The sequence below is a fragment of the Colwellia sp. PAMC 20917 genome, from assembly GCF_001767295.1.
Classification (GTDB): Bacteria; Pseudomonadota; Gammaproteobacteria; order Enterobacterales; family Alteromonadaceae; genus Colwellia_A.
In genome coordinates, this window is record NZ_CP014944.1 from 2,809,408 (window position 1) to 2,827,184 (window position 17,777).

Sequence of the window (17,777 nt, forward strand, 5' to 3'; positions counted from 1 at the left end):
TATGACACGTTAAATAGAGAGCCCCATGAGTACGACAGGTTTAAACAGTATTGAGAAAAAAGCCGCATTTTCTTTAGCCGCCGTTTTTGGCTTGCGTATGCTTGGGCTTTTTATGATTTTGCCAGTGTTTGCTATTTATGGCGAGCAACTGATCGGCTTTAGTCCTATTTGGATAGGCTTAGCTATTGGAGCATATGGCCTAACCCAAGCTATGCTGCAAATACCTATGGGGATACTGTCTGATAAATACGGCAGAAAACCGATCATTTTAATCGGTTTAGTTATTTTCTTTTTAGGCAGTGTTGTCGCCGCAATGTCGGACACTATTTATGGCGTTGTTTTTGGCCGAGCATTACAAGGTACCGGCGCTATTGCAAGTGCGGTATTAGCACTGGCCGCAGATTTGAGTCGAGAAGAGCAACGGCCCAAAGTTATGGCAACTATTGGTATGTTTATTGGCTTATCGTTTACGCTTGCTATGGTTTTTGGACCTATAGTTGCGCAAGCGTTTGGGCTGAGTGGTTTGTTTTGGTTTACGGCAATATTAACCATTTTAGCTATGGTCATGATTCAGTTCATGGTACCAAACTCAGTAAATAAAGCGCCAAAGGGCGATAGTGTCGCTTTACCGGAGCAACTCAGTAAGCTTATTCGTAATCCCGAACTATCACGTTTAAATTGGGGAGTATTTATTCTTCATATGGCGTTAACGGCTTGTTTTATTACTTTACCTAAACAGTTTGTTGCCAGTGGTTTAGCGCTAGAGCAACATTGGCAATTATATTTACCCGCTTTGTTAGGTTCTTTCTTTTTGATGGTACCTTTTATGATTGTTGCGATTAAAAAGCAAAAAGAAAAACAGATGTTATCGGCGGCTATCTTATTACTGGCAGCCTCGTTATTACTGTTGTGGTATTTACCGCTTGGTTTTTGGACGTTAGTGTTATTGGTGGTGATGTTTTTTACTGCCTTTAATTATCTAGAAGCAACTATGCCATCTATTTTGTCACGCATTGCTCCGGCTGGTGTAAAAGGCAGTGTGATGGGTATTTATTCGAGTAGTCAATTTTTAGGTGCTTTTACCGGTGGTATTATTGGCGGCATTATTGCCAGCCAATTTGGGGAACAAGCGATATTTTTAGTAATGTCATTGATCACTTTACTATGGTTTTTTGGTGCTATAAGCATGAAGCCACTGCAAAAATCAAAAAGTTATACTTTCACGACTAGCATTGATTGCCAAGAAAAAGCCAATGAAGTCGCCGAAAAATTAATTGAGTTACCTGGGGTTATCGAAGCGATATTGGTGCAAGAAGAATCGGTTGTTTACCTCAAGGTTGATGATAAAGTGGTGAACTTGGCTGATATCAAAGCTGCCTTGAATCCATAGTGACAAACCATATGCTGAATTTGCTTATCCCTTATAGGCAAGTTCAGCAGAGGCAAAGCTTTTAAATATCACTATTAATAAATGCCACTGACCAAGTAATATTGTTTATTAGTGCCTATTGTTAACGCAACATCATCATCAATAGACTTACCTATTAATGCTTTTGCCATCGGTGAGTTTGGTGTAATAACGGTATAGGGCTTTCTATTTAACACGCCTTGAAATCCTCCTGCGGCCGGCGCAATAAAATACCATTTATCTTCACCTTTTTCTGGTGTTATCTTTACTAAGGCACCTATTGAAACAGGTATTCTTTCCTCAAAGTTGTAAATAATAAACCGTTCAATGGCTTGTTTAGCTTGTTGAATATCATGGACACGTCTAGATTGACCTTCCGCTAAATAGCTAGCTTCAATAGCAAGCGTATCGTATTGAGTTTCTGCGACCGACTGATCATCAGTGGCGGCTAAGTGAGCATTATTTGCTGCTGTTTTTATCGCGGACAATTCTGCTGATAAATGGGCAAGGATATCGTTAATTATTATCTGTTTTTTCATCATACTCAGCATACTTGCTTGAAATTTTTAGTAAATATATTTTTGATCTGACAGCTGTCAAAATAGTACTTGAATTTATCGTTATAAACGTCTACTTTATAATGATAATAACTGGTTTGACCATAAAAATAATCCCGAAAAAGTGAACTACTATGACAATTAGCACAGCCAATAGCGCCTTTCCTAACTTATTAGCCCCATTAGATTTGGGTTTTACCACCCTAGCAAATCGTACACTCATGGGCTCAATGCACACTGGACTTGAAGAAGAAAAGGGTGGCTTTGATAAATTGGCCGCTTTTTATCAAGCACGAGCTAAAGGTGGTGTCGGCTTAATTGTTACCGGTGGTATTAGCCCCAACGCACGCGGGCGCCTAACACCTATGGGCTGTGAACTCAGTAAGTTTTGGCACGTCGCTAAGCATAAAAAAATTACTGAAGCAGTTCATCAGTACCCAACAAAAATTTGTTTGCAGTTGTTGCACGCTGGTCGTTATTCTTATCATCCATTTAGCTTTGCGCCAAGTAAAGTTAAGTCACCGATAAACCCATTTACACCCGCTGCGATGTCAGTTCGTCAAATTAAAGGCACCATTAAAGACTTTGCCCATTCAGCATTATTAGCACAACGTGCAGGCTACGATGGTGTTGAAATTATGGGTTCTGAAGGTTATTTAATTAACCAATTCTCATGTGTACGCGTTAATAAAAGAACTGATGAATGGGGAGGCTGCGTTGAGAACCGTATGCGCTTAGCCATTGACATCATTAAAGCCGTTAGAGAGAAAGTGGGTGAAAAATTCATCCTTATTTTTAGATTGTCGATGCTAGATCTTGTTGATGGAGGTAATAGCTGGGCCGATGTAGTTACCATGGCAAAGGCGGTTGAAGCCGCAGGGGCGACATTAATCAATACCGGTATTGGCTGGCACGAAGCGCGCATTCCTACAATTTCTACTTCTGTACCACGTGCTGCATTTACTTGGATCACTGAGAAAATGAAGCAAGAAGTTTCTATCCCATTGGTGACAACTAACCGCATAAATACCCCAGAGGTCGCTGAAGAAGTTTTATCATCAGGACAGGCAGATATGGTTTCAATGGCGCGACCATTTTTAGCTGATGCGGAATTTGTCCAAAAAGCGATGGAAAATAAAAGTGATGAAATCAACACTTGTATTGGTTGTAATCAAGCTTGTTTAGACCATGTTTTTCAGCAAAAACGTGCTTCTTGTTTAGTTAATCCAACTGCATGTTATGAAACAGAACTCACCTTTGCTAAAGCAGCAAAAAATAAACGTATTGCTGTTGTAGGTGCTGGCCCTGCTGGTTTAGCTTTTAGTGTCTATGCGGCACAACGAGGTCATAAAATTGAAATTTTTGACCGTGCTAGTGAAATTGGCGGTCAATTTAACTTTGCTAAGCAAGTACCAGGTAAAGAAGAATTTTATGAAACGATTAGGTATTTTAATAAGCAAATTAACTTACTCGATATTAAGCTACATTTATCTACCGAGGCGACTGCTGAAACGCTAGCAAATGCTGGCTTTGATGAAATAGTGGTTGCAACGGGAATTTTACCTAGAAAACTCGATATAGAAGGTATTGAGCATGAAAAAGTAAAAAATTATTTAGATGTACTACGTGATAAACAACCCATAGGAAAAAATGTTGCCATTATTGGCGCTGGAGGTATTGGGTTTGATGTTGCGGTTTACTTAGCGGAAGAACACGAAAAAAGTCCTCTCGTGAACAACAAAGAAAAATGGTTAAAGAGCTGGGGCGTAGATCAAAGTTATCAGAGTAATGGTGCTTTGCTGGACAAATCGTCAGTAGAGCCTATTGAAAAAACATCACGTAATATTCACTTATTACAAAGGAAGTCGACTAAGGTCGGTGCAGGGTTAGGGAAAACAACGGGTTGGATCCACAGAGCGACCTTAAAAAATAATGGTGTAAAAATGTTAGCTGGTGTCAGTTACAAGAAAATAGATGATGCAGGTTTAACCATTGAAATTGATGGCATAGAGCAAGTACTAGATGTTGACCATGTTATTATTTGTGCAGGGCAAGAATCACAACGTGGTTTATATAATAAATTAGAAAGCATCAAGGGTGCGGAGCAAGGACTACACTTAATTGGTGGTGCTAAAGTTGCTGCTGAATTAGATGCGAAAAGAGCGATACGCCAAGCTGCAGAGCTTGCCGCTATCATCTAACAGTGAGTGCTCGCCGACTTGTTGAAGATATAAATAATAATTGAAAGAAAGCAACTCTGTTTATGGTCAACTGTTATGTAGTTATATTCGCATAACAGTTGACCTATAAAAATAAGAGTAATTATGTCTGCATTTCTTAAACCTGCAATCTCACTTTCTAATGCTTTACGTTTTAAAGCAAAATTTATTCTCTTAGCGGGTATGTTTTTTCTACCTGTTTTTCTCGGATCATGGTGGATAGTTCAAGAGCAAAGTGCTTTGATAACCCAACACGAAGAGCAATTAATTGGGCTAACACAAATACAGCAAGTAGTAGCACTAGAGCAAGCTATAGCCGATAGTCGCTTTCAACAAGTTAAATCGAGTACAGTTACCAATAAAATTTCACAATTGAACTTACCTAATAATATTTCAACTTCTGCATTGTTACAGGCTTGGCAAGGTTTACTCGAAAAACAAACCTCCCTTCAAACTGAAGGTTACCAAGCAATTTACGAGCAAAGCTTATCGATACGAGAACGCCTTGCCGCCTTAAGTGGCTTATCCAGAGAAAATGACGCGATAGCCTTTTACTTAGCTGAGGCAAGCAGCCAACGAATCCCCGCCTTATTAGAATATTTAAAACGGACTGAATCAATCAGTGCTCAAATTATTACCAATGGCTTTAATGCAGAAAACTACACTCTTGTTGTCGCGCTTGATAAACGCCTTGATGAACTACAAGTACAGCTTGATAAAACAACCGTACAGCTAGAGCGTGTTGCTAATGATGAATTGTCTTTATACTTGCCTAAACACGCCGACTTTAATTTACAACTTGATGAATACCAACAAAAATTACATCAACAGATGATCGACCCAGATAGAATATCGTTAACTCAACAGCAAGCGACACAATTAGCCGATACGGTTTATCAATTGACTGAAAGTTTGCTAAAAACCAGTGACAGTTTGTTATTAACAAGAATTGATACCCTAACGCAGAAGAGTGAGCAAACTCTTTGGATTTTAGCGATAGTATTAATGGTTGTTATTGTGGTGATTGGCTACTTACTCATGGGGATTTATTATTCCTTAATTAAGAATGTTAATGCCATCAACCAAGCGGCTGAGTATTTAGGTAGCGGTAACTTTTCTCAGGCGTTAAGGGTTAACGCATCTGATGAACTTGGTGATATTGCTAAAAACTTCAGTCAAATGCAAAGAAAAATACGCCAGTTACTCACTATCTTTAGTGATGATATTAGCAAATTACGCGTTTCGGCAAACAACATTCATCAACTCACCGATCATATGAAGCACAGTATTGCCCAGCAACAGCTAAACACACACTCGGTCGTGCAGTCTATCAATGAAGTTAGTGGCTCGGTACAGGTGATTTGCGACAGTACTGCAGCGACACTGCAATTAACAGAACAAACCAGCGAGCACGTTAATCAAGGTGGTCATATTATTAGTGACACGGCACAAGCCATTAATAATATTTCAGAGGAGGTTAATACGTCTGCAGGCCTTATTGATGAATTGGCAAGATATAGCCATGACATTGGTCAGTTTGTTAACGTCATAAAAAAAATAGCCGATCAAACCAATTTGTTGGCACTTAATGCGGCTATCGAAGCCGCACGTGCTGGAGAGCAGGGACGTGGTTTTGCTGTTGTTGCTGATGAGGTTAGAACGTTAGCCAGTCGAACTCAAGATTCTACAGCCGAAATTCAACGTATAATAGCCTTGTTGCAATCAGGCACCAGTCGGTCTGTTGAAGCAATGCACCAAGGTGTTGCAATGGCTAAACAAGGGGTTGATAAAACCACACTCGTCAAAACCACTTTTACAGAAGTTACGCATAATGTTGAAGACATTGTTGGTGCGACCTTACAAATATCAACCGCCGTTAATCAGCAAGGTGTTATGGTAAAAGAAATGGCAGAAAATACCCAAAGTATTGCCCAAGACGCAGACTTAGTTATGCAATCAGCAAAAGATGCAGCCGGCGCAGGGGAAAATTTATTAACACTGGCCGACCACCTTACTCAGCAACTGTCGCAATTTAAACTCGATGACTTATCGAAATAAAGTGACTGTTTGAACAAATAAGGTATTATTGCCCGTTAAACCAATGTGTTCATAAATTAAGTGGATTTCCTGAATGAATAAAGTATTAGCGGGTATTCCTCTTTTAGCTGAAAATATTACGGTGCTATCAAGCGCAAAGCAATACGCTACCGCCTTAGTTCGATTAATCGAAAGTGCGCAATCACGTATCTATATAACGGCTTTATATTTACAAGATGATGCGGCTGGTCAGCAGGTATTACATGCCCTATATCAAGCAAAGCAAGCTAACCCTCATTTAGATATTAAAGTGTTTGTTGATTTTCATCGCGCGCAAAGGGGTCTGATTGGTGATAAATCAGGGCAAGGTAATCGCGATTTTTATCTTGAAGTAGCCTCACAATACAGTGAAAGTATTGCCGTTTACGGTGTACCGGTTAAACGTAAAGAATTGATGGGCGTTTGGCACTTTAAAGGGATGATTTTTGATAATACTTTACTTTATACGGGGGCGAGTATTAATGATATCTATTTGCACCAAGCTGAAAAATATCGTTTAGACCGTTATTACCAAATTCAATCACCGGCGTTGTGTGAAAGTTTTTGTCAATTCCTTCAACAAACCTTTGTTAAGAGTGAACTTTCACCGCAGTTAAATGTGGCGACATTACCTAATAAATTACAAATAAAAAATAAAATATTTAAACTAAAAGCACTATTAAAAACGGTACGTTTTAACTTCTACGCCCAACAACCTGAACCTTTAGCTGAGGAGTTATCTGTTGTGCCGCTGATTGGTTTTGGCAGGAGAAAAAATCAACTTAATCAACAGATCCGTGAAACTATTCGTTTATCAAAGAAAAATTTACTGATTTTTACCCCCTATTTTAATTTACCAAAACCGGTTATGCGAGATTTACGTTCAGCGCTAAAGCGTGGCGTTGAAGTGACTATTATTATTGGCGATAAAAAAGCCAATGATTTTTTTATTGCGGATGAAGATAAATTTTCAACAATAGGTATTATTCCTTATATTTATGAGACCTTATTAAAGGCATTTTTAAAGAGGCAACAAAAATACATTGATAACAAGCTGCTGAAAGTGCGTTTATGGCAGCACGAAAGTAATAGTTTTCATCTAAAAGGCATCGTTGCTGACGAACGCTGGCATATTTTGACCGGTAATAATCTAAATCCACGGGCTTGGGGCTTAGATCTAGAAAATGGTTTATTAATTGACGATGCCAAGCAAAAATTACTACCTACGCTCACTGATGAACTGGCAGTCATTAATCAACATACGCAATTAATTAGCAGTTACTTGCAACTCGAATCCCAAGATCAGTACCCAGAAAAACCTAAGAAACTGTTAAAAAAATTAAGAATGGCTCAGATAGACCGATTACTGAAACTATTTTTATAAGTAAATAGATAATAGCCTTTCACTTCAGCATGTCGTAGGCATGATGAAGTGAAACGGGTTTGTTTTTGCTAAGGTTGTGGGGTGTAAATTTTATCTGCGGGGTTAAATAGCATCCATGACGTTAACACATACTTATCTGATGACACAGGTACATTGCCTCTGTGAGTATGAGTAAAGCCACAAGGGGCAATAACCATAGTGCCAGCTTTTGGCTTAACACTTCTTTCTTGATAGAAAAAATCAGTTTCACCACCTTCTTCGACATCATTTAAATATATAAGAAAAAGCAAGTTTCTGTGCAAGGCATTATTATCACCAAGCTGTGGAAATATTTCAGAATGCCAATAATTATAATTGCCTTTACCCTGTAAATATTTTTGGGCATTAATTGGGGCGAGCCTAAATAAGTACTGTATTAAATTGACTAAATTAGGTCTACCTACCTCTTCAAAATTATCAGCGGTTAGTTGTACGGGCTGCTTTGTTACAGGGTGCTGTACGGTTAAAGAAATACTGCTGATCAAGCTAAAGTAGTATTTGCTGACATACTCAGTGATATGAGTAATACAGGCTTGTAAAATGGTTTCCAGTGCCGGCTGAAATTCAGCATGCTGATTTAAATAAATATCCTGACTAATTTTTTTAGTGGTATCTACGCCGCCACCGGTACGTCCTTGGTTTTTATGCGGACTCCCTTCAAAATCATGAATGAATCTTTTACAAAACTCTGGAGAAAGGGCGTTAGGGTATAGTTCAATAAAATCAGTCATAGTTTGATAAGCTTCAATAAATATTGATAACGAAAATACCATAGCAATAGCTTATATTCTATTAACTTCGCTTGTGCACTTCAACACAATGAAAAAGTATGTAAAATAAGCTCACTTAAAATCTGTGAGAAATGTTTATGTTCAGTGAAAAATTAATGCCAAGATTTAGTGATACCGATGCGCTAGGCCATATAAATAATACCTTGTTACCTGTGTGGTTTGAAGGAGCGAGAGATCCGGTCTTTCGATTTTTTATGCCGGCATTAGATACAAAAAATTGGCAGTTAATTCTGGCTAAAATAGATGTGGAATTCCATGCTCAACTTTACTATGGTGAAGAAATCGAAATCCGTACCTATATAGGTCGTATAGGTGGGTCATCGTTTACTGTTTACCAAGAAGCGTGGCAAAAAAATAAAAAATGTGCGTCAGGAACTGCAGTTATGGTTCACTTTTGTTTTGAAAATCAATCGTCTTTAAAAATACCTGAGCAGATAAAAATAGAAATGAAGGCTCACCTTTTTCCAGAAGAATAATGTCGGTTTAAAATAATCAAAAAATAAACTTAAAAATGCACTGAAACTCAAAGAAATTTTTTACTCACAGTGATAGAATAATTGCCACTTTTTAAAATTGCATCGATAAATTATTTTATGTTTGTCGATAACGTAAATCAGTAAATAAAATATTTACGCACAAAGATAGGATTTTTTCATGGCCGGTGTTAATAAAGTAATCATTTTAGGTAATTTAGGTAAAGACCCAGAAGTACGTTTTATGCCTAACGGTGGCGGCGTTGCTAATCTTACTATTGCAACTTCTGAAACCTGGAAAGATAAGCAAACTGGCGAGCAGAAAGAAAAAACAGAATGGCATCGTGTTGTTATGTTTGGAAAGTTAGCTGAAATTGCTGGCGAATACCTTAAAAAAGGTTCGAAAGTATATATCGAAGGTTCATTACAAACGCGTAAGTGGGCAAACCAACAAGGTCAAGATCAGTACACCACTGAAATCGTTGTACAAGGCTTTAATGGCTCTATGCAAATGCTCGACTCACGTGGTCAAGGTTCTGGCGGTCAGTCAGCTGGTGGTTTCTCTGGTCAAGCTTCGCAGCAGCAAGGTGGCTTTTCTGGGCAATCTTCACAGCAGGCTCCGCAACAAGCACCACAGCAACAAGGTGGTTACTCTCAGCAAGCGCCACAACAAAGTCAACAACCTGCTTATGCACCAGCACAGCAACAAGGTGGCTTCAATGCACCACAGCAGCAAGGCGGTTATTCACAACAAGCACCACAGCAGCAAGGTGGTTTTGCAAATCAAGGACAACAAAAGCAATCAGCTCCTAAAGTTAACCCTCAAGAGCCAACGATTGATTTTGATGATGATATCCCGTTCTAGCACACAGTTAATCTGAAAGTGTCAATTTAGGCACTAGAACCAAACCAAACCAAACCCAACGTAACTGTTGGGTTTTTTGTCTTTAGTCTAAAATTTTTATTATTGTTGTAGAAGCTAAATAAAGATCGAAACAAATGTTGCAGTAAGCTTTATCTATTAAAAAAACACTCCAAATAAAGTTGGAACCTGTCTTCAACTGCCATAATTGAACCTTAATAATAATTCGAAACACATCATGAAATAACTGTGTTAACGTATTCTGCGAGCGCTTAGTTGACATAACGGGTTGAAAAACTTAATGTCTTCTTAGAGCGATAAGCGGAAGTTGGATTAAATAGAATGATAGGGATTTCAAATGAAAAACTTTAAATTAAAATGTGTTTACAATATATCTGTTGCAGATGAGTTTAATCATTATTTAGCTTTAGCTGACGGTTATAAAAATGGGTAGCATTATTCAGAAAAGTAAAATAAATTTTATTTTTATTGCTTTTTTTTCTTTAGCCACGCTAGCGCAGCATGTTGTACCTGACAATGTAGTATTACATTATTGGTTTCCTATTTTCAGCATTTTATTCTTTATCACAGCTTTCCCCTACATTGACTCCCCAAAGATATTTATCACCTTAGTGCTCATCTCATGGATATCATCATTTATAGTTGTGAAATTATTTCTTGGGCACTTTTACGGTTATGACGTTATTTTTATTTTATTGTATTTAAAGATTTTTTCTATATCAAGTGCCACTGGTTTTATTACAGCTAAATTTTTTGCACTCTATTTAGAGAAAAACTTATTCAACAAAAAAAAGGTTATCATATTGGTGGGAACGGCTATCTCCCTACTAGTTGCGGTGACTATTTTTATTAATTTTGATGTTTCATCAGAAAATAAACTACATAATGAACTAAGAAAAAGGTTTCAGTTAGCGGAAAGCATCAGCGTATATTATAACCGCAGTAGAAATAAGAATATTAATAATCAAATTGCGATTGAACAAAAATTGATTGATGATCTTTATTCAGTCAAAGAGGGAATAATTAGTCACGGTTATGACGATAATATTACTATTTCAAGTGACCATATAGGAATTTCTCTTGTTTATGAAGGGATCCCTGAAAATGAAGTCTGTAATATGTTTGATTATTTCTCTTCGCCTAATCTCTATGGTTTTGCTGATACTTTTGTTAATAACGTGTTAGTTAGATCACGTGTTAACTATAAAAACATAATAAATAGCAAAGACATCTGCTATAAAAGTGATGATAAAGTGACCATACGTTACACTGGCTCGTATGCCGATTTCGATCGGTATTCAAAATACTTACCCTAATGACAGCACATGGTACTAAGCCGTCCTTAAAAGGCTGCTTTTTAGTTTCAGTATTTGGTCAGCAAAGTGGCAAAAGCGACGGTGATCAAAATTAATTTACTGGGATTTTGTTAATCAGTTTTAGCTAATGCTAATATTCTTAGTCTGTTAAGACATAGCTGATTAGATGGAAAATTTTCATTACTTTGTTAGACAATTGGCCAAAACGTTAGCTTATATCGGCGCGCCGTTCAGTGAGCGGTCTAGAAAAATAGAGGAATCTGCTCCATTTTTAGCAATGTCTAATGGGCATGTTTATGAGCTAAACGCTTTAAGTTATTGATGGCTTTTGACGATGTTGTGTATGCCAATACAATTTCTCGTGTGAGTTGTAAGCCGACTATTGGCCTAAACACCACGTCACTGCGTTTAATAATTTCACTGTGTGCGGGTAAGAATGCGCAGCCTAAACCAGCATGTACCAAGCCAAGTGCATAATCTATGGTAGTGATTTTTGCTCGTACGTCGAGACTAATACCGGCGATCGCTAAAGTGTCTTGAAGGTGATCCCAAGCACTGCAAGGCATTCGCTGAATAAAAGGTAATCCGTCTAACTGCTGAATTGTGACGGTATCTTCGAGGGCAAATATATGGTCATAAGGTACGGCAAGTAAATAATCTTCATGCCACATGTCTATATACTGCTCATTTTCCAGTAATTCATCTTTTAGAATAATACGTGCATCAACATTTTCAGTATGTGGCACTAAAGTCAGTTCGACAGAAGGGTTTGCTGAGGTGAATTCTTTTAATAATAAGCTCATACGTTCAACACCTAAGCCGCGGGTAACGCCTAAGTTAAAGGGTTGCTTATGGGTTTTTTCTGAAAAAACGCTTTTTATTGCGCCTGCTTGCCCTAATAGCTGTTTGGCCAATGGAAATAGTTTTTTACCTTGCTCTGAAGGTGTTACACCACGTGCGTGGCGAATAAAAAGTTGTACTTTTAGTTGTTGCTCAAGTTGTGCTATTGCTGCAGATATTGAAGGCTGGGCGATAAAACACGCTTTTGCAGCAGCACTAAAACTTTTTAACTCATAGACTGAAATAAAATAATTGAGTGATTTTAAATCCATAATAAACTTAGTTAACTTAGGTATAGCTTTAAACTATATCAGTTAAAGGAAAATAATGTTTTAACTTTGGCTAGTATTTGCTTATTATTTTTGCACTTAATTATTTCTCAGCTTAACAGGTAATTTAATGTCTCATTCAAGCAGTGCAAACCGTCCCTCGTTTAAATGGCAAGATCCACTTTTATTAGAATCTTTATTGTCTGAAGAGGAGCGAATGATCCGTGACAGTGCGCATCAATATTGCCAAGAAAAACTAATGCCAAGAATATTAATGGCTAACCGAAATGAAGTGTTTGATGTTGAAATTATGCGCGAACTAGGTGCACTGGGCTTATTAGGCGCTACATTACCTGAAAAATATGGTTGTGCAGGCGTGAATTATGTTACTTACGGCTTAATTGCACGAGAAGTTGAGCGTGTAGATAGTGGTTATCGCAGTGCGATGAGCGTGCAATCATCTCTAGTTATGCATCCAATCTATGCTTACGGCAGTGAAGAGCAACGGATGAAATATTTACCTAAATTAGCATCTGGTGAATACATTGGTTGTTTCGGTTTAACTGAGCCTAATTCAGGCTCAGATCCTGGTAGCTTAACTACACATGCTACTGCGGTTGATGGCGGTTATCGCATTACGGGTAATAAAATGTGGATCACGAACTCTCCCGTTGCAGATATTTTTGTGGTTTGGGCCAAACTTGATGGCGTGATTCGTGGTTTTGTTTTAGAAAAAGGCATGGAAGGTTTAAGTGCACCAAAAATTGAAGGTAAATTTTCATTACGAGCATCCATTACCGGTGAAATCGTTATGGATAACGTTTTTGTACCTAGCGATAATATTTTACCAAATGTTAAAGGTTTATCAGGCCCATTTGGTTGTTTAAACAAAGCACGCTATGGCATTGCTTGGGGCGCTTTAGGTGCTGCAGAATTTTGTTGGCATGGTGCTCGTCAATACACACTAGACCGTGAACAATTTGGTCGTCCTTTGGCGGCAACACAGTTAATTCAGAAAAAATTAGCCGATATGCAAACTGATATCACCACGGGTTTATTAGCTTGCTTACAAGTGGGGCGTTTAATGGATTCGGATCAATTAGCACCAGAAGCTATTTCGCTGATCAAACGTAATTCATGTGGTAAAGCATTAGAAATTGCTCGCACGGCTCGTGATATGCACGGTGGTAACGGTATTGCCGATGAGTATCATATTATTCGCCATATGATGAACCTTGAAGCGGTTAATACTTATGAGGGTACACATGATGTGCATGCCCTGATACTAGGTAGAGCACAAACTGGTTTACAAGCATTTTACTAAAACACTGAATAAGGCGTATTTGATACGCCTTTTATTTACGCTTTTTTTGATGCTTTATGTAGCCCTATAGCATTAGTTTTAAACCACAATAATAATAATTCCCCGTGGAGATATCATGTCTGATCGTAATCAGCTGGTGAAAGAAAATTTTATTAACTTTGTTCGCGCGCAAACCTTACCTGAATCAACTTGTACTTTAACTCCTAGCGATGTTGGATTAAGTTCAGCTGAAGTTATTGATCTATTTGAAACCCAAGTAATGAGTCGCCACCTTGATTTGCAATCACGTGTGATGCAGAAAAAAGGTCAAAGTTTTTATACTATTGGTAGCTCAGGTCATGAGGGTAATGCTGCTTATGCCAAGGCATTTCGTCCGACAGATATGGCATTTTTGCATTATCGCAGTGGCGCGTTTGTTATCCAGCGCAGCAAGCAAGTACCAGGACAAACGATTTTATATGACATGCTATTGTCATTTGCTGCATCAAAAGATGACCCTATCTCTGGTGGTCGTCATAAAGTGCTTGGTAGTAAAGCGCTCTCTATTCCACCACAAACCAGCACCATAGCGTCGCATTTGCCTAAAGCGATGGGCGCTGCATACAGCATTCCGTTAGCAAAACGTTTAGCGCATAAAGGTGAGATCCCTGACGATGGCGTCATTATTTGTAACTTTGGTGATGCTTCATCGAATCATTCAACCACACAAGGGGCAATTAACAGCACAGCTTGGGCGGCTTATCAGTCTATTCCTATGCCAATTGTTTTTGTCTGTGAAGATAATGGTATTGGTATTTCAACGGCTACACCGGAAGGGTGGATCGCCGCTAATTATGAAAATAGAGCCGGTTTAACTTATCTTTATTGTGATGGCTTGAATATTTTAGATACCTATAAAACCGCCAAAGAAGCAGAACGAATTGCTCGAGAATTGCGTAAACCCGTGTTTTTACATATCCGCACAGTGCGTATTTTGGGGCATGCGGGCTCTGATGCTGAGTTTGTTTACCGTGATATGGCTGACATTACGGCAACAGAGTTTCAAGACCCTTTATTACACACCGCGCGCATTATCTTAGAAAACAATATTTTAACGACTGAAGAGCTGATCGGCATTTATCAAAACGTTGAAAAGCGCATTGAGGTTATTGCTGAAAATGCCGCTAGCAAAGAAAAACTGACCAGTGCTGATGCCGTAATGGCAAGCATTATACCTAACGTTACTAAAGCACGTAGTTCAGTGTTAGTTAGCGATAAAACTCGCGCAGAAATTTTTAAACATGAGAAACATAACCTGCCTAAAAAACAGCATTTAGCAAAATTGATTAACTGGGCATTGATGGACTTAATGGCTGAATATCCCAGTATTGTTATGTGCGGTGAAGATATTGGCAAAAAAGGCGGCGTTTATAACGTTACGGCAAAGTTATGTGAACGGTTTGGCAAAAGCCGGGTGATTAATACCTTGCTAGATGAGCAAACGATTTTAGGTACCGCTATTGGTTTAGCGCACAACGGTTTTCTACCTATCCCTGAAATTCAATTTTTAGCTTATGTGCACAACGCTGAAGATCAAATTCGTGGCGAAGCGGCGACATTACCGTTTTTCTCAAATGGGCAATTTACTAATCCCATGGTGATCCGCATTGCGGGTTTGGCCTACCAAAAAGGTTTTGGTGGTCATTTTCATAATGATAACTCTTTTGCCGTTTTTCGTGATATCCCAGGATTAATCATCGCTTGTCCGTCAAATGGTGCCGATGCAGTTGAAATGATGCGCGCTAGTGTACGCTTAGCGCAAGAGCAACAACGTATGGTGATATTTTTAGAGCCAATAGCGCTTTACATGGCGAAAGACTTACACCAAGAAGGTGATGGTTTATGGACCTTTGAGTATCAGCCTCCTGAATTGGCAGACAGCAGTATCGATTTAGGCGTTAAGGTTGCTGGCTCAGGTAAAAAACTGTGTATTTTAACGTATGGCAATGGCAATTACTTATCGCGCCAAGCACAAGCAAAATTAGCAGCGCAGGGAATTGATGCACGTGTTGTTGATTTACGTTGGTTAGCACCATTAGATGAACAAGGTATTTTGGCGCAAGTGAATGATTGTGAACATGTGCTTATTGTTGATGAATGTCGTCAAACGGGCTCAATTAGTGAAGCGCTAGTGACTTTAATTCATGAGCAAACAAGTGAATGCCCTAAAATAAAACGCGTTACCGCAAGTGATAGCTTTATTCCTCTAGGCGCTGCAGCCTATGAGGTATTACCATCGGTTAAGAATATTGTCGATGCTGCGAAGGAGATTTGCCAATGAGTTCGTCAATAAAAAATACCGATAAAGCACCAGTAAAAGCCATGAATAAGAAAAAGCAAAGAGTGGTAGTTATTTGCCCTGGCCGAGGTACCTACAATAAAGAAGAACTGGGGTATTTACAGCGTTTTCATAGTGATAAAACCGAAATAGTTTCATTAATTGATGATTTTCGTGACAGCCAAGGGCAAATGAAAGTTTCTGAACTTGATGGTATGGAAAATTACAGCATGCGTACCCATACTGCCGGTGAAAATGCTTCGGCACTTATTTATGCTTGTGCATTATCAGATTATCAAGCCATTAATAAAGACGAGTTTGACATTGTCGCGGTTACTGGCAACTCTATGGGTTGGTATATAGCATTAGCGGTTGCTGGCGCATTAAAACCCAAACAAGCTATTAAGTTAATTAATACCATGGGCTCGATGATGACAAAAGGTGTGATTGGTGGACAAATGATTTATCCAATCATTAACGATGAGTGGAATATTGAGCGAGAGCAAGAACACCAGGTTATGCAATGGTTAGCACAAGCAAATCAACAAAGTGATTGTGAAGTTTATGTCTCGATTAATTTAGGTGGTTATATAGTCTTTGGTGGTAACAAGGCGGGTTTGAAAGCGTTAGAAGCGTTACTGCCTGTGTTACAAGACCGTTATCCAATGAATTTATTTAACCATGCGGCTTTTCATACACCGCTGCTAAATGAAGTTTCAAAGCGGGCGGTGGAACTGATGCCAGCACAACTGTTTAATGCGCCTGAAATACCGTTAATTGATGGCTTAGGGCAAGTGTGGCAACCTTATAGTTGCGATGTTGAGCAATTACATAACTACACACTTAATACACAAGTGGTAGAACCTTATAACTTTTCAAAAGCGATCGAGGTAGCCATTAAAGAGTTTGCGCCCGATAAGCTTATTATTTTGGGCCCAGGTGCTACCTTAGGTGGTGCAGTGGCGCAGAGTTTGATCAGCCATCATTGGCTTAATTTACAAAGCAAAGCTAATTTTATAACGCAGCAAAAGGAGAACCCTTTTATACTCGCCATGGGATTATTAGAGCAACGTAAAAAGGTCGTATTATAAGTTTAAAATAACAACTAAACATTCTTGTATAAAACTAACTCAAGTTTCGTGATTCAAATATAATAAAAAATGATAATAATTTTAAATTAGACGATGTCTCAATGTGGTAAATACTGGTGAACTAGGCAACGTAAAAGCCAAAAGAGACATCGAATGAATTTTGCCAGAAACATCTTAAACTTATCATCACTAACGGCTGAGCTATTTGAACAAGCAAACCTTAAGATTGGCAATACTTTCAATTCAACATGGAAGAGCGCTGGCTTTAATATAATATAAGTTTTCTTAGCGCTCCGGCAAATCTGCTGATAACGTTGTTTATCTGTTGATGCTTTGAATAGATGCTTTATTAAGTTTTCCGCAACAAAAAAGACGCCTTATATGACCTACTCAAACGCGAACTGTCCGTTTCCTACTGTGATGATATTTTAGTATTACCGTTAGGAAAGTACGCAGAGAGGAAATAGTATTTTGAAATCATAAGTATTTTTCGAGGTCAACAGAGTACCAGTTAGTTGACCTAAGACATTCGACAGCAGAATTGAAAATCATTGATAAAGCGGACGCTCACAAAATCGTTTTTGAGACTAATTTTATGATAAAAATACAGTTATAGAACGAGACCGATCTCATGACTGCTTCAAGCTCATTATGTCGTCAGTGTAAATTCACACCTGAACGTTAACTAATATCGATTTTCATGAACAAAATCCATCTCAACTAGGGGGAGGTTAGATAAGAAAGTTGATATTACCCTTTCCTTATCTAACAGAAAATTACCGGCACAGCC

13 protein-coding genes are annotated in these 17,777 nt (G+C 38.5%); 10 read left to right on the top strand and 3 right to left on the bottom strand.

Annotated features, from left to right (window positions below; genetic code table 11):
• Nucleotides 1-25: 25 nt before the first annotated feature.
• Complete coding sequence (locus tag A3Q34_RS12110) at nucleotides 26-1,390, top strand: MFS transporter (protein ID WP_070375594.1); 1,365 nt, start codon at nucleotides 26-28, stop codon at nucleotides 1,388-1,390.
• Nucleotides 1,391-1,464: 74 nt separating this feature from the next.
• Here A3Q34_RS12110 and A3Q34_RS12115 read toward each other — a convergent pair whose 3' ends face one another.
• Nucleotides 1,465-1,950 (bottom strand): GreA/GreB family elongation factor, encoded by a 486-nt coding sequence (locus tag A3Q34_RS12115; RefSeq protein ID WP_083277995.1) that lies wholly within the window; start codon nucleotides 1,948-1,950, stop codon nucleotides 1,465-1,467.
• Between the two features lie 149 nt (nucleotides 1,951-2,099).
• Here A3Q34_RS12115 and A3Q34_RS12120 point away from each other — a divergent pair, with 149 nt between their 5' ends.
• The 3 genes from A3Q34_RS12120 to pssA all read left to right on the top strand — a co-directional run bounded on the left by A3Q34_RS12120 (nucleotide 2,100) and on the right by pssA (nucleotide 7,644).
• The gene (locus A3Q34_RS12120; protein WP_070375595.1) at nucleotides 2,100-4,166 is read left to right on the top strand and encodes an NADPH-dependent 2,4-dienoyl-CoA reductase; all 2,067 of its coding nucleotides are present in this window, start codon (nucleotides 2,100-2,102) and stop codon (nucleotides 4,164-4,166) included.
• 123 nt (nucleotides 4,167-4,289) lie between these two features.
• The gene (locus A3Q34_RS12125) at nucleotides 4,290-6,242 is read left to right on the top strand and encodes a methyl-accepting chemotaxis protein (RefSeq protein WP_070375596.1); all 1,953 of its coding nucleotides are present in this window, start codon (nucleotides 4,290-4,292) and stop codon (nucleotides 6,240-6,242) included.
• A gap of 73 nt (nucleotides 6,243-6,315) precedes the next feature.
• Entirely contained in the window at nucleotides 6,316-7,644 is a 1,329-nt protein-coding gene (gene pssA, locus A3Q34_RS12130) for a CDP-diacylglycerol--serine O-phosphatidyltransferase (RefSeq protein ID WP_070375597.1), read from the top strand.
• Between the two features lie 68 nt (nucleotides 7,645-7,712).
• On the opposite strand, the gene A3Q34_RS12135 is transcribed toward pssA, so the two are convergent.
• A complete protein-coding gene (locus tag A3Q34_RS12135) occupies nucleotides 7,713-8,414 on the bottom strand; it encodes a 2OG-Fe(II) oxygenase (RefSeq protein WP_070377138.1) in 702 nt (233 codons plus the stop codon).
• A gap of 137 nt (nucleotides 8,415-8,551) precedes the next feature.
• Between A3Q34_RS12135 and A3Q34_RS12140 the strand changes: the two genes are divergently transcribed.
• The 3 genes from A3Q34_RS12140 (at nucleotide 8,552) to A3Q34_RS12150 (ending at nucleotide 11,146) form a co-directional block, all read left to right on the top strand.
• Nucleotides 8,552-8,950 (top strand): acyl-CoA thioesterase, encoded by a 399-nt coding sequence (locus A3Q34_RS12140; protein WP_070375598.1) that lies wholly within the window; start codon nucleotides 8,552-8,554, stop codon nucleotides 8,948-8,950.
• A 178-nt stretch (nucleotides 8,951-9,128) separates the two neighbouring features.
• Entirely contained in the window at nucleotides 9,129-9,812 is a 684-nt protein-coding gene (gene ssb, locus A3Q34_RS12145; protein ID WP_070375599.1) for a single-stranded DNA-binding protein, read from the top strand.
• A gap of 443 nt (nucleotides 9,813-10,255) precedes the next feature.
• A complete protein-coding gene (locus tag A3Q34_RS12150; protein WP_070375600.1) occupies nucleotides 10,256-11,146 on the top strand; it encodes a hypothetical protein in 891 nt (296 codons plus the stop codon).
• Nucleotides 11,147-11,427: 281 nt separating this feature from the next.
• Here A3Q34_RS12150 and A3Q34_RS12155 read toward each other — a convergent pair whose 3' ends face one another.
• Nucleotides 11,428-12,258, bottom strand: coding sequence for a LysR family transcriptional regulator (locus A3Q34_RS12155; protein ID WP_070375601.1), 831 nt, complete (start codon nucleotides 12,256-12,258; stop codon nucleotides 11,428-11,430).
• A gap of 127 nt (nucleotides 12,259-12,385) precedes the next feature.
• Between A3Q34_RS12155 and A3Q34_RS12160 the strand changes: the two genes are divergently transcribed.
• The 3 genes from A3Q34_RS12160 (at nucleotide 12,386) to A3Q34_RS12170 (ending at nucleotide 16,987) form a co-directional block, all read left to right on the top strand.
• Nucleotides 12,386-13,579, top strand: coding sequence for an acyl-CoA dehydrogenase (locus A3Q34_RS12160; protein WP_070375602.1), 1,194 nt, complete (start codon nucleotides 12,386-12,388; stop codon nucleotides 13,577-13,579).
• Nucleotides 13,580-13,694: 115 nt separating this feature from the next.
• Nucleotides 13,695-15,899, top strand: a complete 2,205-nt coding sequence (locus A3Q34_RS12165) for a dehydrogenase E1 component subunit alpha/beta (protein WP_083277996.1) — start codon at nucleotides 13,695-13,697, stop codon at nucleotides 15,897-15,899.
• Nucleotides 15,896-16,987: an ACP S-malonyltransferase gene (locus tag A3Q34_RS12170; protein WP_070375604.1), complete on the top strand. Its 1,092-nt coding sequence runs from the start codon at nucleotides 15,896-15,898 to the stop codon at nucleotides 16,985-16,987. Before A3Q34_RS12165 ends, A3Q34_RS12170 begins: the two co-directional genes overlap by 4 nt.
• Nucleotides 16,988-17,777: the final 790 nt, after the last annotated feature.